Genomic DNA, 20,270 nt, shown 5'->3' with positions numbered 1-20,270 from the left:
TCATCACGTCATTGGACATTATCCAGAAATCCAAAAATGAGAAGGAGCTGCTATGAACCCCAACCTTTCGAGAGCTCTATGTCTATTTATTACATCCCTTGTCCTCATCGTATTCATAAGCGGCTGTGCCGATATAGGGGAACAAGGTCCACAAGTACAGCTGCCGAATCATGTGGAGAACTCTGAGAAGGAGACCGAGCCACGTTACACCATGTCCTGGACAATGCATCAAAATGCGCCTGTTCCTGAGGATGCAGAGATGATTGCATATATTGAGGATCTTTTTGATGTCAATCTGGAAGTGTGGAACCTTGAGAACAAGCGCTATGAGGATCTGTTGGACCTAGAGCTTGCTCAAGGGAACATACCGGATCTGTTCCGGATCAGGCAGCCACAAGATTTGCTTAAATATCAAATGCAAGGGGTGTTAGCAGAAATTCCCCAGGACGTACTTGAAGAACATGCACCTAACATTGTAAAGCGAATCCGTGATTATGATTCACGTTACTTGGAGTACGGAAAAATAGACGGTGCCTTATATGGAGTTCCGGTCGTCAATCAGACCAACATCTACCGGACCCCTGTCGTATATCGAAAAGACTGGCTGGAGCAACTCGGACTGGATATTCCGACAACATTAGAGGAATTCGAAACGGTCATGTATGCTTTTGCCAAAGGTGACCCTGACGGAAATGGGAAAGAGGATACGTATGGGTTATCCAAAGAGGGTTTGAATGTCGTGTTTGGCGCCTTTGGACAGTCCGTTTTTACCGAACAGCTGTATTTTAATGAAAAAGATAACCAACTCGTGATCGGCGCTTTGGAGCCTGAGATGAAGCAAGCCTTGGCTTATCTGCAAAAGTGGTATCAGGACGGGATTATCGACCCTGAGTTTATAACTGGAGAAAATAAAGGGGGCTATAAGCATTTGTCTCATGCTTTTATTAAAGGCAAAATTGGGATGACCTCCATGGGGAATTATTATCATTGGACTCAAGACGGAGATTATAGCATCCTCAATGAAAGGGGCGAAGAAATCCCCGTAGGAGCCATGTTCAACGTTCATGAACTCCTACAGAAGAACGCATCCGCAAGCATTGAATTCGGTCCTCCTGTTACAGGGCCTGATGGACTCAGCGGCTCAAAAGGTTACAATCTGCTGATGAGTTTTATTACGATTGGAGCGGATGCGGCGAACGAGCCTGGTAAACTGGAAAAAATTCTTGAAATACTCGACTATGTCAGTGCCAACTCCGATCCGCTGGAGCAGATCCAAATGGAGCATGGACTTCAAGGCAAGCACTGGGACTGGAGCACTGCATCTTCAGGGGAGTTTCATATTCTCCCCCCATATAACCGTATGGAGAATTACACCAATATGATCGGCTCCAATATTGGCATGACTGTTCCAGGTGTACCCTCCGGCAAACGGGAGCAGTGGGCTGCATCTGAGGGACTGACGGAAAACGGTATTTATAATCAGCTGCAGGTAGCAACCCCTGCACTGATTCAATATTCAACGGAGTTAATCAGCATGAGAGACAGGGCATACATTTCCATCATCACCGGCGATCAGCCTGTCGGGAGTTTTGATACCTTCGTGAAGGACTTCCTCGAAGCAGGTGGTGAACAGGTGCTGACTGAAGGAAATGAATGGTATAACGGCCATATGGAGACAAGTCCCGCGCAATAGGTTGGCGGTATTATAAGCATGAACTTCCCATGGTTTTCTGAAAGCGTACGTTTGTGTTTCGGAAAATATATGGGTAATTCACACCAAGACATTCTCTGTCACCATCCCTGCTCCCTGATCCCGCCTCACTCTCTACCCCTTGGCGTTCGCATTGGATCCGCGCAAAGAACGGGGTGAGGTACTTCGTGGAGTGCTGCCGGATTTGGAGGCGCTGCCAGAGGGCGTGTTTTCAAATCGCTTGCGTTCCGTCCGCTCCATCTGCACAATCTGACCTTCATGTACAACGATGTGAAGCGAGCCAAACTCCATGTCATTCAGTTGTCCGGCAATTCGATCCATCCAAACCTCATCCACTTTTAACGGCTTAGCCATATTGAGCCGCCTCCTCTTCCCGGGCTGCTGCCCACTATAATATTAACACTTCATCATTCGTTCGATTATAATTCATTCTTATCCAACCTATATACTTGGTTTATACATTAGCAGGGCTTCCAGTAGCTGTCAATCTGTATTTCCAAGAAACCTAACTGAATTTTCAAGACCTCAGCAGCTCGCCCGAAAAAGTTGGATTGGCTCCCGTTTTCAAGCTCTCGGTCACTTCTCTGAAACTGTTCTATGTCCCAGCCAGCTCTTGAGCAGCAACGTAGCCAAAGCCAGGATCAGCAGCAGGGAGGCGACAGCAAATGATGCCGAGAACTGATACTCGTTATACAAAATCTCGACATGGAGCGGCAATGTATTCGTCTCTCCGCGAATATGTCCCGAGACCACAGATACGGCTCCGAACTCGCCCATCGCACGGGCATTACACAGAATGATGCCATACAGCAGACCCCATTTGATGTTGGGCAATGTGACATTCCAGAAGATTCGCCAGCCGGAAGCTCCGAGTGTAACGGCTGCTTCCTCCTCCCGCGTACCCTGATCCTCCATTAACGGAATGAGTTCCCTCGCAACGAAGGGAAAGGTAATAAACAACGTCGCAATCACAATGCCGGGCAAGGCAAAAATAATTTTGATATCATGCTCTGCAAGCCACGGTCCAAACCAGCCATTTGAACCAAATACCAGCACAAAGATCAACCCGCCCACAACAGGCGAGATCGAAAAGGGTAGATCAATCAGCGTGATCATGAGTCCCTTTCCCTTGAACTGGAACTTGGTAATGACCCACGCAGCAGCTACACCAAATATCGTATTCAGCGGTACGGTAATTGCCGCAACCAGCAGTGTGAGCTTCAACGCCGACATGGCATCCGGTTCAGTAAGAGCTGCGATGTACACGCCCCACCCCTGTTTCAGTGCTTCCATCATCACCATAATTAATGGCAAAATGAGAAGCCAAAGCAGCACCAGACTTGCCAGTCCAATCAGAAGCCATTTGACCCATGGAGCCTCCGTAGTTGCCCGGTTTCTCTCCGGCCCGCTTCGCACGCGGGGGGCAGGCGTTAATGGAACGGAACCCGCCATAATCTGTTCCTCCTTTTGGTTTATATAGGTTAGCCTACGATAATCTAGGCCCGGCCTGCCTTCCTGCTCCATCGCTGAAGAGAGTTGATCACCAGCAGCAGGACAAAAGAAACCAGGAGCAGCAGCAGAGCTACAGCCGTGGCTCCCGCGTAATCGAACTGCTCCAGCTTCGCCATAATCAGCAGAGGTGCAATCTCCGTTTTCATCGGCATGTTGCCCGAAATAAACACGACCGAACCATATTCACCTATACCTCGGGCGAACGCCAGCGCAAATCCGGTCAGCAGCGGCGGGATCAGGTCGGGAAGCAAAATGGTCCGAAAGATTCGCCACCTTCCCGCTCCCAGCGTAGCCGCAGCCTCTTCCACCTCTGCCTCCAGCTCCTCCAAAACCGGCTGCACCGTACGTACAACAAACGGGATGCCGATAAACATCAGCGCCAGGGTAATACCTGCCTGCGAATAGGCCAGCTTGATGCCCAGGGGCTCCACAAGCTGCCCAATCCAGCCATTCCCTGCATACAGTGCCGTAAGAGCAACACCCGCCACTGCAGTAGGCAATGCAAATGGCAGGTCAATTACCGCGTCAAACAGACGCTTGCCTGGAAACTCATACCGGACCAGCACCCAAGCCAGGAGCAGCCCAAGGACCAGATTAATCAAGGCAGCCGTGCCTGCAGTCAGGAAGCTGACCTTGAAAGAAGCAATCACCCGAGGGTTACTTGCCGTTTCAATCAGCGTGGCCCACGTCAGTCCCGTGGAGTTGAAGATCAGTGCTGCCAGTGGAATAAGTACAACCAGGCTCAGGTAGAACACACTGTACCCCATGGTTAATCCAAAACCCGGCAGTGTGCGTCTTCGGGCCACCATCAACTTGCTCATGGACGTTCATCCTCTCTGCCTTCAGCCGGTAGGGCTGGTTGGCCGCTTACATGGTCGTGCGCTTTGTTTGTATCAAGCATTAGCTGCCTGGAACGTAAATCTGATCAAAAATCCCACCGTCATTAAAATGTTTGGCCTGGGTATCCCGCCATGTGCCGAATACATCCTTCAGGGTAAACAATTCAACCTCCGGGAACTGGTCTTTGAATTTCTCCTTCACACTATCCAGCGTTGGGCGATAATAATTCTCCGCGGCAATCGTCTGCCCCTCTTCGCTATACAGGTATTTCAGATAGGCGTCTGCCACTTCACGGCTGCCCTTTTTGTCTGCATTTTTGTCCACAATCGCAACCGGAGGTTCAGCCAAAATACTAACGGAAGGCACAACAATATCGAATTTGTCCGGACCCAGTTCTTTTACCGACAAGAAAGCTTCATTCTCCCAGGCAAGCAGCACATCACCGATCCCACGCTCTACAAACGTTGTCGTAGACCCGCGTGCCCCGGAATCAAGTACAGGCGCATGCTTGAAGAGTTCACCAACGAATTCCTTTGCCTTCTCCTCGTCATTGTTGTTCTTCTTCAGCGCATATCCCCATGCCGCCAGGTAGTTCCAACGTGCTCCGCCGGAGGTCTTCGGGTTCGGAGTAATAACCTGGGTATCCCCCTTGATAAGATCATCCCAGTCCTTGATGCCTTTCGGGTTGCCCTTGCGCACCAAGAATACGATGGTTGAGGTATACGGGGAGCTGTTATGCTCATATTTATCCTGCCAACCCGCATTAATCAGCCCTTTATCTTCGATTGCATCGATATCATATCCCAATGCCAGCGTAACGATATCCGCATCCAAACCGTCAATCACGGAACGACTCTGTTTGCCTGAGCCGCCGTGCGACTGCTTGATCGTCACTTCCTGGCCTTTCTCTTTTTGCCAATACGCCGCAAACGCCTTGTTATACTGCTCATACAGCTCCCGCGTCGGATCATAGGACACATTCAGCAGCTCGATGGCTTTTGCACCTTCTTTACCACTGTCCTGCCCTCCTGATGTTCCAGCCGCATTGGAGCCACCACTTTCTGCCCCGCATGCCGCCAGTACCCCTGTTAACACCAGTGCCAGACCAACCAGAATACCCTTATGAATTCTCTTTTTCATAAACAACACTCCCCCCAGAATAGATCTGCAATGACTACCTCAGGCAGGCTGAACAGCATGGAACGCACCGAAAAAAAAACAAAAGACGGAGGAACCACCCGCACACTTCTCCCTCACAAAGTCATGCCGACACTCGGTCGTGCATGCTTCATCCAGAGATGATGTGCTGCGGTGTTCCTCCGTCCATACGGTTAGAACGTTATTCTGTTCAGGTTGCTCTCATCTGACTGTAAATGACCGCTTCCGCAATGGTTAAAGCAATCATTTTTATTATTCCTACCTGTTTAGTAAGTTATATGCATATCATAAGGGCAGCCCATTGGCCTGTCAAACGTTTTTTCCGATTTCTACCGAATTCACAGACGATTTGCAGTAGGCAAAAAAGAAGAACAACAGACGAATGCCGTTGTCCTCCCTGTCAGCAGAATAACTTATCTTGAATAGCTACCTGCCCTGCCCTTCCGTGCCTGCCATGGATCACTCTTTTCTCCTATCTGCCTGCATAATGAATATTGGGTGCCGGAGGTGTACTCATGCCCTCTCCCAAATAAAAACCAGTGTGCGGCGGTTGGTTGTATGCCACATTTTGCCAAGCAATACCCAGCCGGTACACCGGGTCATGCATCAGGGTGTAGATGCGTTTATCCGTAACCGCCGTTGTGGTGTAGATCCGCAGAGCAGAGCTATCATTAGTACGCCAAACCACTTCCTCTCTCCAATCCCCGAACAGGTCAGCCTGCAGATTCGGTGTAGACTTCGTTCCATTATTGGAGGAAACACCTGAGGCCGTCAGCAGATTAACGGTTTTACTGTTCGCATAGTCCCATTTGTCGATTCGGTTGCTGTCCAGCAGCTCCCGCAGCAGATCCCCATCCCACCAGATGCCAAAATTCGTGGATGAAGGCAAGGTTGTCCCAATCTTCTGTCCTTTGGCCGTATACAATCCGCCGTCTGCCCAAACTTCGGCACCTTTGTACCTTGGATCAATATCCGCTGCCATGCCGCGTCCGATATCCTTCGTTGTTGGTATGCCCCAGATCAGCTGCCCTGTACGTGCATCACGGAATTCAACTCCCGCATTGGATGGTGTCTCATGGACCTGGAATACTTCAAGCCCCGCACGATCCGGGTCCAGATCACTCAGATGCATCGCGTCCCCATGTTTGAGTCCTGTCGTGTATAATCCCTTTCCGTTATCATCCACTGCCATTGCACCGTAAATGATCTCATCTTTGCCATCGCCATCCACGTCTGCCACACTCAGATTATGGTTGCCCTGCCCGGCATAACCCGAGTTCCCGGACGTGTTGGAATCAAATGTCCACTGCTTCGTCAGCTGCCCGTTCCGCCAGTTGTAGGCGACGAGCACCGTACGCGTGTAATATCCACGTGCCATAACCAGACTTGGACGTTCTCCATCCAAATAGGCAATCGCTGCAAGAAAACGATCTACCCGGTTGCCATAATTGTCTCCCCAATCGGAAACATTTCCACGCGCCGGTTCATAGTTCACCGTGGAGAGGGCTTTACCCGTCTGACCATTGAAGATGGTCAGGAACTCGGGCCCGGATAAAACATAACCGCTTGAGTTGCGGTAATCCTTGCTGGCATCGCCGATAACCGCGCCCGTACCATCCTTGCTGCCATCAGCCGTTTTCATCGCCACCTCGGCTTTACCGTCTCCATCCAGGTCATACACCATGAACTGGGTGTAATGAGCACCAGCGCGGATATTTTTGCCGAGACTGATCCGCCATAAGCGTGTCCCGTTCAATTTATAGGCATCGATAAATACTTCCCCGGTATAGCCGCTCTGGGAATTATCCTTGGCGTTGGAAGGGTCCCACTTCACGATCAATTCATACTCACCGTCTCCGTCGAGATCGCCTGCACTGGCATCATTGGCGCTATACGTGTACGCTACTCCATCCGGTGTAGTCCCTCCAACCGGTACACTGAGGGGTACAGACAGGTAGTTGTTACCCCAAACGCTGGCTGCCGCCGAAGCAGCTTGTTCGGTTCCGTTTACTACGGCTCGAACCGTATATTTGGAACTGCTTGTCCCGCTTGCATCCTGAAGATTCGTGCTGTTGGTTACGGGTGATGCGTTTACTTTGGTTCCATCCCTATACACATTGAACGAAACGTTGGATCCTTCCGTACCCAGAAGACGCCAACTGACAAATACACCTGTGCCCGTCTTCACCGCAACCACCCCACGGTCCAGAAACTCCATCTGACGCGTACCCGCCGCCTGAGTTACAGGGGCATTACCCAACCCAAACGAAGTAATCAACATCGCTGAGCTCAGCAGGGATATTCCCGCAGTCCGTAAGGCACGTCTCCATGATCGATTTAACATAGAATAGAAGCCTCCCCAAATAGATTGGTAAGCCCGTTGTCCCATTAGCGTCATCTTTATGTAAGCGCTTTAATACATTTATTTTAAATTAAACATATAATCCCATCTATAGGTCTAAATTAGTAATTTTAAAATACAGATCAGAAATTCCTTTAGGATGTTTCCATTTAAAAAATGGCAAGGCCATGCAGGAATCGGATCCATGCATGACCTAGAGGTTAATCCTTTTCATATCAAACTAATCTTCCATGCTGTGTTTATACCACAGGGGTAATACATACCGGACGGGACACTTCAAGCTTGAATCCATTGTGCGTCAGACGCCCATCTTCCTCATTGATCTGGAACGCAACAATGTTGTTGCTATCCTGATTCGCCACGAGCAGGATGCCACCTGGCAGCAAATTGAAGTTACGAGGTGTCTGACCGATCGTCGAAGTCCACTCCACGGCTTCCAATTTCCCGGATTCCTGATCTATATGATACAGCACGATACTGTCATCGCCGCGGTTCGAAGCATACAGGAAGCGGCCACAAGGGGATACCCGAATATCTGCAGCCGTTCCTTCTCCCGAATGCCCTTCAGGCAGTGTGGAGATATGCTGCAGCGTATTGAACTCGCCTCTCCGCTCATCATACATGAATGCGGAAACCGTGTTGTTCAGCTCGTTAACGACATATGCCCACTTCCCGCTTGGATGGAAAACCAAATGTCTCGGGCCGGAACCAGGAGGCTGATTCGTCTCACGGTGTGTCACCAGACGTCCTTCTTCCATCCGGTAAACGATGATCTGATCCAGACCAAGGTCACATACGACGGCATACTGTCCGGACGGGTCCGGCTGTATGGAATGAGCATGAGGTCCTTCCTGACGATCATCATTCTTCCCTCTACCGGTATGTTCAACGAGTGCGCTCATCTCTTCAAGCGTTCCTTGATCCCCTACCGGGAAGACGTTCACACTTCCGCTGCTGTAGTTCGAAGTCAGAACCCATTTACCATCATTCGTGACCGATACATAGCAGGGAGAAGCCCCTTTGGTCAGCTTGCGATCCATCAGATGCAGTTCACTCGTTGCCGCATCCCTGCGATATACCAATACCTCTCCCTCATCGGTCTCACTCGCGGCGTACAAGCAGTTAGCATCCGGACATAATGCGAGATACGATGGATTGTCCACACCCTCTGTGTGACTGACGATCCTCATCTCGCCTGTATCTGCATCCAGCGCACACAGAACGATACCTGGTTGATCCGCTGACGCATAAGTTCCTGTATAGAAAAATGTTTCATTGGTTACTGTTGCTTCCATATCTCTCATCTCTCCTTCATCTCATATAATTCTATGTCTATCTTGCTTCATGATTCGACGCACACTCTAGATTGTCCGCTTCACTATGATGTACTTACCCAATTCATCGGCTTCTGCTTCACTCGATTATACGCTGCACCATGAATACCATGATGATTTTGTGAACGCTTGCATATCAGTCATTGACTCGCCCATCCTCCCTCACCATAATACAAGTATGAGACCTTACAAGCGAACAACCACACTGCGCAAATCCGTTGGATTCCCTATGCAAAAACTCCTTGTACTGCCTGATCCTCTACTTGCAGAAGCCGCAAGGTACCCTGTCACTTCAGGGCTGTATGTTACCGATATCGGATATTTTCATGAAGCGGATCACCACTACCGGGATCGGCCTGAAGGATGTGCCTCCCATATTCTGATGTATTGCGTTCAAGGAACCGGATGGTACGAATTAGATGGCAGCAAACCCCATGTTGTACATGCAGGTGACCTGGTTATATTGCCTGCACATATGCCCCATGTATACGGGGCTAATGCGGCTGAACCCTGGAGCATCTATTGGATTCATCTGCGCGGTGAACACGCGCTCACATACATCGAACCGCTGATGTCGAGCAAAATTTCGGCCATCCCCCCTTCCAAGGCCCCCAAATGGCTGGAGCTGTTCCATGAATGTTATGATGCACTGGAAACCGGGTACTCCCTGCAAGCCATGACATATGCCTCACAGATTATGGGCTATATGCTCGGAATGCTGGCCTATGGTCAGAGCACAGGTGTCATCATGGTCAGCAGCAAACGGGCGGCAGAACAGTCTGTCCAGTATATGCTGGAGCACCTGGAGCGCGCAGTGACTTTGAAAGAGCTTGCCGCACAGGCCCAATTATCGGCACCCCATTATTCACAGTTGTTCAAACAGGCAACCGGACATTCACCCATCGATTATTTTCTGCGACTCAAAATCCAGCATTCCTGCCGTTATCTTGATTTTACCGATTGGACCGTTAAACAAATCAGTTCGGAGCTGGGGTTCAAGGATCCCTACTATTTCTCTCGCTTGTTCAGCAAAATGATGGGACGTTCGCCCACAGAATATCGCAACAAAACCAAAGGTTAGATCGGCAGCCCCTGTTACCTGAGATTCAATCTAAATTCATTGGAAAATTGAAGCAACCTTTTGAAGATAGGGGTCGTCTATAGGGGCAAATAGCTTTTATACAAAGGGAAATCCCCTGGAAAAGTGAGGCGACTCCAACATGAACAAAAATATGATAGCCACTTTAACTGCCGGAGCACTGCTCACTCTCTCTCTGAGTGCTGGCCCGATTAGCGCTGCTCAAGCTGGATTTACTGACATTCAGGGTATTGCGGGGGGCGACAAAATAGAAGCCCTGCATCAGGACGGATTGATCAAGGGAGTGAGCCAAAGCTTGTTCAAGCCGGAACAGCAATTAAATACCGCGCAAGGAGTACAGCTTATTGCAGATGGACTCGATCTGAACCTGGATGCAATCCGTTTTGTCAAACAGCCGCTCCCGAGTGATACCTTCAGCAACGTCAAGGACGGCGTATGGTACAGTGATGCCTTCGTTCGTGCCCAGTATAATGGAATTCAAATGGCTGAGGACATTGATCCAGCCAAGGAACTGACGCGTGAACAATTCACCCTCTTCCTGATGCAGGGCATTGAAGCCAAAGGCGGTCTGCCGATGATTAACATCAAACCGGTGGATATTACAGATGAACAGGAGCTTACTCCTGAATATCAGGGCGCCATTCAGCGTTCTTTGGTACTAAAAATCAATACGCTCGATGCGGACGGCAGCTTCAATCCGAAGAAAACCATTACCCGTGCAGAAGCTGCGGTCATGATGTACAACGCCATTGAGTATATGGAAAATTTTAACGCACCGAAGATCCCGGAAACACCTGAAAAGTAGAACATAAAGTCAACGGAAAGCATTGAAGATTGCTCGCCTGAGCCATGAAACCCTTCCTCGCCTTCCATAGCAAACAGCCGCATGCTCCCCGAAGGAACATGCGGCTGTTTATATTAAGTCTATACCTTAGACGAATACAAGATTATTCTTTTTAGAAAGAGCCTCTAACCACTACGTCAGACAACGGGAAACGACCCGCCGGACGAGCTGGTTGTGCTGCTTTACCTACCGTGATTAACAATGTAGGTATGTAGCGTGCAGGAATGTTGAATGTTTCGATCAGTTGCTGCGGGTTATAACCACCCATTGGGCATGTATCATAGCCAAGGGAACGTGCAGCCAGCATAATGTTTTGCGAAGCAAAAGAAGCGTTGCGGATGGCTTCATCACGAGCTATTTGCGGGCTTTGATAAGCACCGTTGATTTGGCCAACCAATGCGTCGCGAATTTCAGGCTTTAAGTGGCCTGCTTCGACAGCCTGATCATAGATCACGGCATTGCGATTGGCTTCGAGGTCTCCGAGTACGGCGATCGTAACGGAGCTGTCTGTGATTTGACTTTGGCCATAGGCGATTGGCAGCAATTTTGCCTTATCCGCCTCGGATTCAATCACGAGGAATTTCCAGTGCTGCAGGTTCCATGCCGACGGCGCTTCGGAAGCTGCAGTCAGGATTGCTGTGAGATCCTCCTCTGGCATAACAAAACCGGCTTCGTATTTCTTGACTGAATGACGTTCGTTAATCACGCGCAGTGTTTCATTGTTTTCAATACTGGACATTCATTCCACTCCCCAAATGTTTTTTTATTATATCTTGCCATTCCTATGATTTCATTTTATGTTCGCAAGGCCATATCAAGTGATCTCTACGAGGTACCCACCTTCCGAAAATAACATCAGCGCAGACGATCGCACCCATCTGTGTTCACGTTATGCCCGGAATCTTCTGAAACATCCATGAATCTCATTTCACCGGGACAACGTCCATGCCAATTAACCGTTCGACGACAATTCATTCTTGGACGAAGAGCATGCTCCCCCATCTCCGATACGATGCTTCACATCCTCAATCGATATACTGTCGAAATAGGAAGTCAGCGCTTCCTCACCGCCATCGTAAATGCTCCCCATGACATCCTGCATGTTAGAGGAGACGATACAATTGGAGCCCGACTCTCCGGAACACCAATTGGGGCCAAGCGAGCCGCCTGCAACCAATCGGTACAGTTCCCCAAGCTTAATCTCATCGCTCGGCCGACTGAGCAAGTATCCGCCGTGAGCGCCTTCCTTCGTGGTCAGATAACCATTCTTCCGCAGCACACTAAGGACCTTGCGTACTCTCGCCGGATGTGTACCCACACTCTGGGACAAGTCTTCACTGTTCGCCATGCATTCATCCTTCATGGACAGAAAGACAAGACAATGGACGGCAATGGTAAATTCACTGTTCATCACTTACTCCCTTTCCCGGCAGCAATCACCGATGTGCTTCAACCAAGGTAAGTTCAACTGTTATTATAGGAATAACAGTTATGTTTGTCAACTTCTGCTCTTCAGGACTTCTATAGCCTGATTTCCCTGCTACATCAGTACTTGTGGACTTGAAAAGAACAAGGTCATTATACGAAACCCTTCGTGTTTCTATTCAAAATGAACAAAAAAGTGAGCCAATCGCAATCGCGAATGGCTCCAAAAAAGATAGACATATGAAAGGGCTTACGTCATCATTATAATCGGTAATCATCATTTTGAAAACGCTTTTTTTGTAAAGAAGTGCATTCCCTCAATTTTTTTTATTTTCCCAAAGATCTTGCAAAAACTAATCCCATTAGTTATATTACTAATACCATTAGTTTTCAGGAGGTTTTTTCGATGAGATTAACCCGTGAGCATGACGTTATTCAAATTTCATTCCTTCCTCGTCTCTTCCCTGTGAACGTTTATCTCGTGGAAGAGGAAGAGGAAGAGGGTTTAACCCTTATTGATGCAGGGATGCCGTTTAGTCTGAAAGGAATTTTGGCTGCCGCCGAATCCATTGGCAAACCGATCACCAGAATCATTTTGACCCACGCCCACGGGGACCATGTTGGTGCTTTGGATGGCCTTAAGGATGCTTTGCCCTCAGCAGAGGTCATCATCTCCAAGCGTGATGCCAAGCTGCTCATGGGAGATGCCACCCTGCTTCCGGGGGAACCACAGACTCCGGTACGCGGCAGTGTGCCCAAAGGAATCCGCACCCGTCCGGACCGGCTGCTGGAAGACGGCGATCGCATCGGCTCCCTGATCGCCATAGCCACTCCAGGCCATACGCCAGGGCACATGGCCTTCATGGATACGCGCAGCCGCGTGCTTATCGCAGGCGACGCGTATCAGCTGCATGGCGGCCTCGCCGTGTCCGGCCGCGTGCGCCCGCTCTTTCCGTTCCCCGCGCTGGCGACGTGGAACCGTGAACTTGCTCTGACCAGCGCGAAACGCCTGGCCGAGCTGGAACCGTCCGTGCTGGCTGTAGGCCACGGACGGATGCTGCGCCAGCCCGCGACCGCCATGCGTGCGGCGGCGGCTGACGCGGAGCAGCGGCTGCGCCCTGCCGGAGGGCACCTGTGAGCCCGCGGCAGGGGCTGGATCGCGGCGCACTGCTGAGCGCCGCGGCCCAGCTTGCTGACAGCGACGGCTTCCAGGCGCTCACGCTGGCGGCACTCGCCCAGCGGCTGGATGTGCGCTCTCCGTCGCTGTACAACCACATCAGCGGTCTCCCCGGGCTTCGCCAGGAGCTGGCGCTGATGTCTGTCGAGCAGCTCAGCCAGGCACTAGCCTCGGCTGCCGCTGAACACACTGGCGACGAGGCCATTCAGGCCATCGCCGCAGCTTATATCGGCTTTGTCCGCCAGCATCCGGGGCTGTACGAAGCCTCCTTCCACGCTCCGGATCGCGATGAACCGGAGCTCGCAGCTGCCAGCACAGCTACACTTGAGATTCTGTTGCGGGCATTACAGCCATACCCGCTCTCCGAAGCCGAAGCCCTGCATGCGGTACGCGGTTTAAGAAGTCTGTGCCATGGCTTCGCATCCATTGAAGCGCAAGGCGGGTTCAACATGGACTTCGAACCCCATGAAAGCCTGCGCCTGACCGTTAAAGCCTTCATTCATGGGCTTCAACATCTGCATCAAGACTGATCCGCCTACTATCATACGAAAAAAGGGAATACAGCTCATTGCTGCATTCCCTTTTTACCTCCAACCGTTCCTTCAGAACGGTTTTTCTCTATGGCCAGACAAGTTCTTCGGCTTGAACCTCCTCCAGAATCTGTTTCATAACAGGCACATACACCTTCCAGTAAAACATATCCGGTATTCCTTTCTGATTCGGTGTAAGCCATCCCTTGATAACATCCCACCCCTTGATTCTGCGCCAGAACGAGTAATGCTCCAGCTCTCCGAATGAACCTGTCATATAGTAAGCCCGATAATTCATGTCATTACGCACGATAGCCGGAAAATCACTCGGGATACCCGCATTGACGAGCTTCTGCCGACCTTCCTCGGTCAGATCGACTTTGTACCTCGCCAGTACAGCATCCGGTTGATCCGGCACAACGACATCGAACCAGCTGCTGTACCGAATCTCCTGATGAATTCCGCTCCACTGTCTGCCTATCTCAGTAAAGGACAGCCTGAGCTCACCCGACCGTACATCCTTCCCGCCACGCAGCACAATAACCCGGCCATCTTCATGAACAAGCAGAATGCCTTGTCCGTAGTAGGGCCACTCCTGTCCCGCAATGCGCTCATAATCAATGCGTACCTGTTCAGGCACTTCAATCCGACTTTGCAGGTTGGATACATATTTTCCCCGCCAACCACTGCTCTTCAAGCCCAGGATGGGGTAGAGCTGCTCCCTGACATTATTGGATGTCCAGAGGGACTGTGCATTGTATTCCGCAACAACCGTTACCCCTCTGTCGGCTGCTTCCCGAATTTTATGGGCATCATATATCGTTAGCCCTTCATCCCCCTCGTTTTTAGACTGTTTGGGACTAACATCCGGTCCAAGGTTGATTCTCGATGAGGTCAAGTAGATCAGATCCGTTTCGGCTATCTCATCCTGGGGTGTTCCTGTTACAGGAGAAACACCATTCACCGTGCTATCCTCGTCATTATTTTCGTCATAGAAGTACCGTTCTCCGGTCCTCTGCACAATTTTCTGCTGATTCAGCAGCCATACCAAGCCTTTATATCCCGGATAAGGTGCTTTCGGACTCGTTTTGTCGATAATCATGATGTTCAGCAGCACCGGGGCTTGAGACTGCCACCAGATCCAGGGAACAGCCAGAGCCACCGATATCACTGTCAGACAAGCCAGCAACCATAAGGTTAATGGCCTGTGGTTTCTTTTCATGCTGTGTCTTCCTCCCAGGGTGTCTCGCTCTCTTCATGCATTCGTATAGTCCATGGTTTACCTGATTTGCCCTTGCTTGCATAAATGAACCTGCAGTGGACAAAATAGTACAAATTTTCAATAATCAAATGGTGCTAATCACGTTATGATGAGTTCGTGCAAATTATGCACTATGCATTCTATCGGCTTTATTGGTTTGTGATATAATAGAAACAACAAATTCTGAGATTCGTTTGATCATCCGAATAGCCGGATCATATATTATTCCAGAAAGAGGGATACTTTCGTGGCTCAAATCAGTCCGTATTACCTTCAGATCGGCGCAACCCTGGGTATGCTTGTCATGGCATTGCTTGCCATTTTCATTCGTATGAAGGCCAGTCACCGGCCGGTAACCATTCGAAAAATACTTATTCCGCCGCTGGGCATGAGTACCGGATTCCTGATGTTTGTTGTACCAGAGACCCATGTTCCGCTGCTTTGGGCATTCATTGCATTGCTGGTTGGTTGGTTTCTCTTCTCTTATCCTCTCATTCGCAGTACCCGGTTTGAAAAGATAAACGAAGAGATATTCGCCACCCGATCCCGCAGTTTCGCCTTTATTTTGCTCGGCTTGCTGGCAGTACGTCTGATCCTGCATGAGGTCATTCAGCAGTACATCACCATTCCGCAGACAGGTGGATTGTTCTTCCTTTTGGCCTTCGGCATGATTGTGCGCTGGCGGGTATATATGTACAAACACTATAAGGAAGTCGTTGCCACAGCGTCTTGATTGTGACTGAATCATTAAAAAAGACACGTTCTCAGCATGTGCTAATGCGAGACGTGTCTTTTGTTATTGTTTACATGAACCTGTTTGCCTGGCATGCATAAATAATGCGACTTTACTCGGGATCTGCAACTTTCACCAGCTGTTTACCTAGATTATCCCCCGAGAACAGGCCCATAAAGGCTTCCGGAGTCTGTTCGAATCCTTCTACAATGTTCTCCTCGTACTGAATGAGGCCTTCCTTCATCCATTTCGCCAGTTTAGCACGTCCTTCCTTGAAGGATTTCGCATAGTCACCAAGCAAGAAACCCTTCATTAACGCTGTGTTGGTCAGCAGCAATGTCTGTGGTCTCATGCCGATGTCCGGCTTCTCCAGATTATAGGACGAAATCTGCCCGCACAGCGGAATGCGTGCATTCCGATTGATATGTCTGAGCACAGCATCTGAAATATCTCCGCCAACGTTGTCGAAATAGACATCTACACCGTCTGGACACACCCGTTCAATGGCTGCAGACATATCGTTCTCCCGCTTGTAGTTTAGGACGACATCGAATCCGAGCTTTTCTTTTAAATATGCACATTTTTCATCAGAACCTGCAATGCCGACCACTCTTGCACCTACGATCTTGCCGATCTGACCGGCAATCATGCCTACAGCTCCCGCTGCGCCTGACACCACTACCGTTTCGCCATCCTTCGGTTTGCCGATATCCTCCATGCCAAAATAGGCCGTTAACCCCGTCAGGCCAAGCGCACCGAGGTATGCTGTAAGGGGCGCCTCCTCCGTATCAATAAGGGAGAGATCTCCCGTGTTGACTGCTGCATACCGCTGCCAGCCCCACATGCCTGAGACAAAATCACCTTTGCGCAAATTGGGTTCCGAGGAGTCTACCACTTGTCCGATGGCCCCGCCTTTGATGACTTCATTCAGCGCATATGGAGGTGCATAAGACTTGGTGTCTTTCATACGGCCACGCATATAAGGGTCAACCGACAAATATAGTGTACGCACCAGAACCTGACCTGCTTCCGGTTCAGGGAGCGGAGTGTGAATGAATTTGAAATTGTCTCGGGATGGTGCACCTTCCGGACGTGATGCAAGTACAATCTGTTCATTTTCAGACAACTTAATGACCTCCTTGTTGCCAGTGGCCTGAATATAACCTCTATCATCATATATGTTATACCACCAGCACAATATGTTATCTCTTCAAGCATGAAGCTCGCCCGCGGGTTCGGGCTGTTCTTCAGGAATTCAATATTCCCCGAAGCTCCCGTTATCACACAGTGCTAAATGCTGACTCTTAATAGTTTAAACCGAAACAGGCGGATCACAAACGTGGGCCGCCTTGAAAACATCAAATATCATTTTATTGCCACGATCGACGAATGAATCACTACTCCTGTGCAGTCAAAATCACAGGACCATCTGCCGTAATGGCAATGGTGTGTTCGTATTGAGCAGACAGGCTTCCATCCTGTGTACGTGCGGTCCAGCCATCGGCATCCAGCTTGCTGCGGAACGTTCCGATGTTCAGCATCGGCTCAATGGTAATCACCATGCCTTCCTTGAGGCGGGGACCACGATGCGGTGGGCCATAGTGAGGAACTTGCGGCTCTTCATGCATTTTTTCACCAATACCGTGACCGATAAACTCCCGTACGACAGACAAGCCTTCTCCTTCAGCATACGTCTGAATGGCATTGGAAATATCACCGATCCGGTTGCCGACTACGGCAAGCTCAATGCCTTTGTAAAGGGACGTTTTTGTGACATCCAGCAGATGCTGGGCTTCCGGTGTCACTTGTCCCACCGCATAAGACCACGCGGAATCGGCCAGCCAGCCATTCAAGTTCACCACCATGTCAATCGTGACGATATCGCCGTCCTTCAGTACATATTTTCCCGGAAAACCGTGGCAAATCACGTCATTTACAGACGCACATGTCGCATATTGGTACCCGTTGTACCCTTTTTGCTCCGGTGTTGCACCATGTTTCTTCATAAAAGCTTCTGCGAACTGATCGATCTCCTGGGTGGTGATCCCTGGACGGATCATTTTCGCAATTTCTTTATGGCACGCAGCGAGAATTTCGCCCGCCTTTTTCATATTCTGGATCTGCTCTTTGGTTTTTAACGTAATCATTACAACTTCTCCTGTCCGTTATAATCTTATCCTGTCTTCTATTGTAGCGCGAAACGCTCAAAATAAAAAATTCGTGTACCCCGCAAACCATCAACATCCTATTATACGCCAACCATATGTACAATGAATACCACTTTCCATAAAAAACTCGAAACCCTCCTCTCTCAGGCTGCGTATATGCTTAAAACGGAAGACGAAAGGGTGATCATGCATGTTCAAAAAAATAATTGGCAAACTCCTTGATTCCAAATCTTCATCACACCGAAGGCGCTATAGCTCCTCGGACAGACGCTCCTATAAACGTTACAGCAGTTCCTCAGGGAAGCGCGGATATAAACGCTATTCATCTTCAGATATGAAATACCGGGATAACCGCCACGGCTCGGGGTATTACAAAAGCAGAAAATACAGCTCCAGCTAATATGGTGCTGCAATGAGTATATATGCAAATAGGGGATGTTCAGCCAGCCGAATCTCACGGCAGCAGAACATCCCCTATTTGTGTACCCTTTTCACTTGAATAGGAATCCAATACGCGCTTCACTTCCACCTGTAATTCAGGCGCACCCGCTGTGTATCCTGGGCGAAGCCCCAGCAGTCTCTCCAGCATATGGCGCAGTTCAGGCGTAAGCTCCAGCTCCTCCTGCCAACTTGCAGGTGCCTTGCCCTTCTCTGGCTCATATGCCGAGTACAGCATAAACAGAAGAAAATGACCCAGATCCTGCAAATCCTGATCAGGTGAGGCAGGCTCATCTTCGGGCTCGGGCAGTTCCCGCATCCTGCGCTTCAGCTCAGGCAGCAACGGCTCCCCCATACGCCGCGCCAGGCCAAAGTCAATTAAATGTATCTGCCCCTCACGCAAAATAACGTTCGGAATGCGCACATCCCCGTGAATATATCCCTGCTCGTGAACATGGACTAGTGGTGCCAGCAATTGGATAGCAAGTGCCAGACATTCCTGCTCTGTATACTTGAGGCCCTGCTCAAATATACACTGTTCCAGCGTCTCACCGCGGATGTATTCTGTAACGATGCAGCTTCTTCCCTTATATTTAAATGCATGCAGCAGCTTCGGAATTGCCGGGTGATTCATCCGGTTCATCACGTCCGCTTCCCGATCCAGCAATCGGGCGGAAAGTCTGCCTTTGCTGGGTTTTGATTCTTTTAATGCCACTTCCTTGCCGTTCTGCTCGTCTACACATAGATAGGTGAGTCCATAGCTCCCCATGCCAAGCAGCTCTTGTATCCTGTATCGTTCCAGGATCAATGAGCCCTCCCGCCGGGGACGGTCTGTCCACAGACCAAGTAACCTTTGCCAACTTCGTTGCAGCTCCACATGTCCTCCCACACCGGCATCCCGAACTCCATGCGGCATTCCATATGCCCACACAGCAGATCAAGCAGCCCGTTTTCCTGTTGTGATATGGAGCTTATTATATCAGGCTGCCTGCGCGAAATCACGACAGACCCCTTCTTCTTTTCACGCTTCCTTGTGCTTCTTGGGCAGCAAGCCAAACAGCATCCGCAGCGAAGTTCCTTTTGGTTTGCGCTTTCGGCCCTGGAAACTGCGCAAATTGGTCACCAGTTCACGATCCCGCTCCTCTTCCAGCTTCTCGTTCATCCATAGACGCTGCTTCTCGATCTGGTCCTGCAGGGCCGTATGGGTATCAGCAAGTTGCTGCAGTGTTAACTCCAGCTCATCCACTCGCTGCTGCAGTATTTGCACCCGATCCTCTTTTGGCTCAACGGCACCGTAGGTCACTTCATTTACAAGCTGGCCCAGACCCTCATAGGACCTGAGACTGGCGGCTGGCTCTGTTCCTTCAGGGAACATGGCAGGTATCGCGGCTGCCGCACATTCCTTCTCCGAAGAAATCCCTTCCGCGCTTACGGGCACCTCTGGTGACAAAACGGTCACCACGGCATCCGCAAGCGGCAGGTTATGCTCCCTGAGCTCTGTCATTAACCGTTCAATGCACTCAATATCGTCTGATCTGAACAATCTGGATTTGTTGGCGGAACGCTCGAATCGATACCCCTGCTCTTCCAGTGCTGCCGCATATTTACGAAGAGTACTGGCTCCTATGCCCAGGCTCTTGGCCGTTTCCGTCGTTGCTCCTGCTTCTTCAATCATTAT

The 20,270-nt window shown here is 50.0% G+C and carries 19 protein-coding genes; 6 read left to right on the top strand and 13 right to left on the bottom strand.

The window, feature by feature from the left end:
• Positions 1–52: 52 nt before the first annotated feature.
• Positions 53–1,693, top strand: coding sequence for an extracellular solute-binding protein (locus AAIH57_RS25005; RefSeq protein WP_430023411.1), 1,641 nt, complete (start codon positions 53–55; stop codon positions 1,691–1,693).
• Positions 1,694–1,825: 132 nt separating this feature from the next.
• Here AAIH57_RS25005 and AAIH57_RS25000 read toward each other — a convergent pair whose 3' ends face one another.
• The 6 genes from AAIH57_RS25000 to AAIH57_RS24975 form a co-directional block, all read right to left on the bottom strand.
• On the bottom strand, positions 1,826–2,065 hold the full coding sequence (locus AAIH57_RS25000) for a YezD family protein (protein WP_175395791.1): 240 nt from the start codon (positions 2,063–2,065) through the stop codon (positions 1,826–1,828).
• Between the two features lie 222 nt (positions 2,066–2,287).
• A complete protein-coding gene (gene cysW / locus AAIH57_RS24995; RefSeq protein ID WP_175395792.1) occupies positions 2,288–3,163 on the bottom strand; it encodes a sulfate ABC transporter permease subunit CysW in 876 nt (291 codons plus the stop codon).
• 44 nt (positions 3,164–3,207) lie between these two features.
• Positions 3,208–4,044 (bottom strand): sulfate ABC transporter permease subunit CysT, encoded by an 837-nt coding sequence (gene cysT / locus AAIH57_RS24990; RefSeq protein ID WP_430023410.1) that lies wholly within the window; start codon positions 4,042–4,044, stop codon positions 3,208–3,210.
• A 79-nt stretch (positions 4,045–4,123) separates the two neighbouring features.
• A complete protein-coding gene (locus AAIH57_RS24985) occupies positions 4,124–5,203 on the bottom strand; it encodes a sulfate ABC transporter substrate-binding protein (protein WP_430023409.1) in 1,080 nt (359 codons plus the stop codon).
• A 490-nt stretch (positions 5,204–5,693) separates the two neighbouring features.
• Entirely contained in the window at positions 5,694–7,502 is a 1,809-nt protein-coding gene (locus AAIH57_RS24980) for a rhamnogalacturonan lyase (RefSeq protein WP_430023491.1), read from the bottom strand.
• A 320-nt stretch (positions 7,503–7,822) separates the two neighbouring features.
• A complete protein-coding gene (locus tag AAIH57_RS24975; RefSeq protein ID WP_430023408.1) occupies positions 7,823–8,878 on the bottom strand; it encodes a lactonase family protein in 1,056 nt (351 codons plus the stop codon).
• 85 nt (positions 8,879–8,963) lie between these two features.
• Between AAIH57_RS24975 and AAIH57_RS24970 the strand changes: the two genes are divergently transcribed.
• Positions 8,964–9,998: an AraC family transcriptional regulator gene (locus AAIH57_RS24970; RefSeq protein ID WP_430023407.1), complete on the top strand. Its 1,035-nt coding sequence runs from the start codon at positions 8,964–8,966 to the stop codon at positions 9,996–9,998.
• 139 nt (positions 9,999–10,137) lie between these two features.
• Positions 10,138–10,821 carry an S-layer homology domain-containing protein gene (locus AAIH57_RS24965; RefSeq protein WP_430023406.1) on the top strand — a complete coding sequence of 228 codons (684 nt, stop codon included), beginning with the start codon at positions 10,138–10,140 and terminating at the stop codon, positions 10,819–10,821.
• 151 nt (positions 10,822–10,972) lie between these two features.
• Here the strand turns inward: AAIH57_RS24965 and AAIH57_RS24960 are convergent, their stop codons facing one another.
• Positions 10,973–11,599 carry a nitroreductase family protein gene (locus AAIH57_RS24960; RefSeq protein WP_175395798.1) on the bottom strand — a complete coding sequence of 209 codons (627 nt, stop codon included), beginning with the start codon at positions 11,597–11,599 and terminating at the stop codon, positions 10,973–10,975.
• Between the two features lie 213 nt (positions 11,600–11,812).
• Positions 11,813–12,271 carry an Rrf2 family transcriptional regulator gene (locus AAIH57_RS24955; protein ID WP_175395799.1) on the bottom strand — a complete coding sequence of 153 codons (459 nt, stop codon included), beginning with the start codon at positions 12,269–12,271 and terminating at the stop codon, positions 11,813–11,815.
• A 420-nt stretch (positions 12,272–12,691) separates the two neighbouring features.
• On the opposite strand from AAIH57_RS24955, the gene AAIH57_RS24950 reads away from it, so the two are divergent.
• Positions 12,692–13,423: an MBL fold metallo-hydrolase gene (locus AAIH57_RS24950; protein WP_430023405.1), complete on the top strand. Its 732-nt coding sequence runs from the start codon at positions 12,692–12,694 to the stop codon at positions 13,421–13,423.
• Complete coding sequence (locus AAIH57_RS24945; RefSeq protein ID WP_430023404.1) at positions 13,420–13,992, top strand: TetR/AcrR family transcriptional regulator; 573 nt, start codon at positions 13,420–13,422, stop codon at positions 13,990–13,992. Before AAIH57_RS24950 ends, AAIH57_RS24945 begins: the two co-directional genes overlap by 4 nt.
• Positions 13,993–14,080: 88 nt before the next feature.
• Here AAIH57_RS24945 and AAIH57_RS24940 read toward each other — a convergent pair whose 3' ends face one another.
• Positions 14,081–15,214 carry a hypothetical protein gene (locus tag AAIH57_RS24940; RefSeq protein WP_430023403.1) on the bottom strand — a complete coding sequence of 378 codons (1,134 nt, stop codon included), beginning with the start codon at positions 15,212–15,214 and terminating at the stop codon, positions 14,081–14,083.
• A 286-nt stretch (positions 15,215–15,500) separates the two neighbouring features.
• Here AAIH57_RS24940 and AAIH57_RS24935 point away from each other — a divergent pair, with 286 nt between their 5' ends.
• Positions 15,501–15,986 (top strand): CcdC family protein, encoded by a 486-nt coding sequence (locus AAIH57_RS24935; RefSeq protein WP_175395803.1) that lies wholly within the window; start codon positions 15,501–15,503, stop codon positions 15,984–15,986.
• Positions 15,987–16,098: 112 nt separating this feature from the next.
• On the opposite strand, the gene AAIH57_RS24930 is transcribed toward AAIH57_RS24935, so the two are convergent.
• The 4 genes from AAIH57_RS24930 to AAIH57_RS24915 all read right to left on the bottom strand — a co-directional run bounded on the left by AAIH57_RS24930 (position 16,099) and on the right by AAIH57_RS24915 (position 20,267).
• Positions 16,099–17,112, bottom strand: a complete 1,014-nt coding sequence (locus tag AAIH57_RS24930; protein ID WP_413037085.1) for an NADP-dependent oxidoreductase — start codon at positions 17,110–17,112, stop codon at positions 16,099–16,101.
• Between the two features lie 271 nt (positions 17,113–17,383).
• Positions 17,384–18,133 (bottom strand): type I methionyl aminopeptidase, encoded by a 750-nt coding sequence (map, locus tag AAIH57_RS24925; protein WP_175395805.1) that lies wholly within the window; start codon positions 18,131–18,133, stop codon positions 17,384–17,386.
• A 475-nt stretch (positions 18,134–18,608) separates the two neighbouring features.
• Complete coding sequence (locus AAIH57_RS24920; RefSeq protein WP_430023402.1) at positions 18,609–19,508, bottom strand: serine/threonine protein kinase; 900 nt, start codon at positions 19,506–19,508, stop codon at positions 18,609–18,611.
• A 105-nt stretch (positions 19,509–19,613) separates the two neighbouring features.
• On the bottom strand, positions 19,614–20,267 hold the full coding sequence (locus tag AAIH57_RS24915) for a hypothetical protein (RefSeq protein ID WP_175395807.1): 654 nt from the start codon (positions 20,265–20,267) through the stop codon (positions 19,614–19,616).
• Between the last annotated feature and the right edge of the window lie 3 nt (positions 20,268–20,270).

The sequence above is a fragment of the Paenibacillus sp. MABNR03 genome (assembly GCF_050455445.1).
Taxonomy (GTDB): domain Bacteria; phylum Bacillota; class Bacilli; order Paenibacillales; family Paenibacillaceae; genus Paenibacillus; species Paenibacillus xylanilyticus.
This window is presented reverse-complemented; position numbering and strand designations above follow the sequence as displayed.

Excerpts from the sequence above, each read along its gene's own strand:
- AAIH57_RS25005 (WP_430023411.1), top strand. The coding sequence starts at position 53 with ATGAACCCCAACCTTTCGAGAGCTCTATGTCTATTTATTACATCCCTT.
- AAIH57_RS25000 (WP_175395791.1), bottom strand. The coding sequence starts at position 2,065 with ATGGCTAAGCCGTTAAAAGTGGATGAGGTTTGGATGGATCGAATTGCC.
- cysW (WP_175395792.1), bottom strand. The coding sequence starts at position 3,163 with ATGGCGGGTTCCGTTCCATTAACGCCTGCCCCCCGCGTGCGAAGCGGG.
- cysT (WP_430023410.1), bottom strand. The coding sequence starts at position 4,044 with ATGAGCAAGTTGATGGTGGCCCGAAGACGCACACTGCCGGGTTTTGGA.
- AAIH57_RS24985 (WP_430023409.1), bottom strand. The coding sequence starts at position 5,203 with ATGAAAAAGAGAATTCATAAGGGTATTCTGGTTGGTCTGGCACTGGTG.
- AAIH57_RS24980 (WP_430023491.1), bottom strand. The coding sequence starts at position 7,502 with ATGTTGATTACTTCGTTTGGGTTGGGTAATGCCCCTGTAACTCAGGCG.
- AAIH57_RS24975 (WP_430023408.1), bottom strand. The coding sequence starts at position 8,878 with ATGGAAGCAACAGTAACCAATGAAACATTTTTCTATACAGGAACTTAT.
- AAIH57_RS24970 (WP_430023407.1), top strand. The coding sequence starts at position 8,964 with ATGATGTACTTACCCAATTCATCGGCTTCTGCTTCACTCGATTATACG.
- AAIH57_RS24965 (WP_430023406.1), top strand. The coding sequence starts at position 10,138 with ATGAACAAAAATATGATAGCCACTTTAACTGCCGGAGCACTGCTCACT.
- AAIH57_RS24960 (WP_175395798.1), bottom strand. The coding sequence starts at position 11,599 with ATGTCCAGTATTGAAAACAATGAAACACTGCGCGTGATTAACGAACGT.
- AAIH57_RS24955 (WP_175395799.1), bottom strand. The coding sequence starts at position 12,271 with ATGAACAGTGAATTTACCATTGCCGTCCATTGTCTTGTCTTTCTGTCC.
- AAIH57_RS24950 (WP_430023405.1), top strand. The coding sequence starts at position 12,692 with ATGAGATTAACCCGTGAGCATGACGTTATTCAAATTTCATTCCTTCCT.
- AAIH57_RS24940 (WP_430023403.1), bottom strand. The coding sequence starts at position 15,214 with ATGAAAAGAAACCACAGGCCATTAACCTTATGGTTGCTGGCTTGTCTG.
- map (WP_175395805.1), bottom strand. The coding sequence starts at position 18,133 with ATGATTACGTTAAAAACCAAAGAGCAGATCCAGAATATGAAAAAGGCG.
- AAIH57_RS24920 (WP_430023402.1), bottom strand. The coding sequence starts at position 19,508 with ATGCCGCATGGAGTTCGGGATGCCGGTGTGGGAGGACATGTGGAGCTG.
- AAIH57_RS24915 (WP_175395807.1), bottom strand. The coding sequence starts at position 20,267 with ATGATTGAAGAAGCAGGAGCAACGACGGAAACGGCCAAGAGCCTGGGC.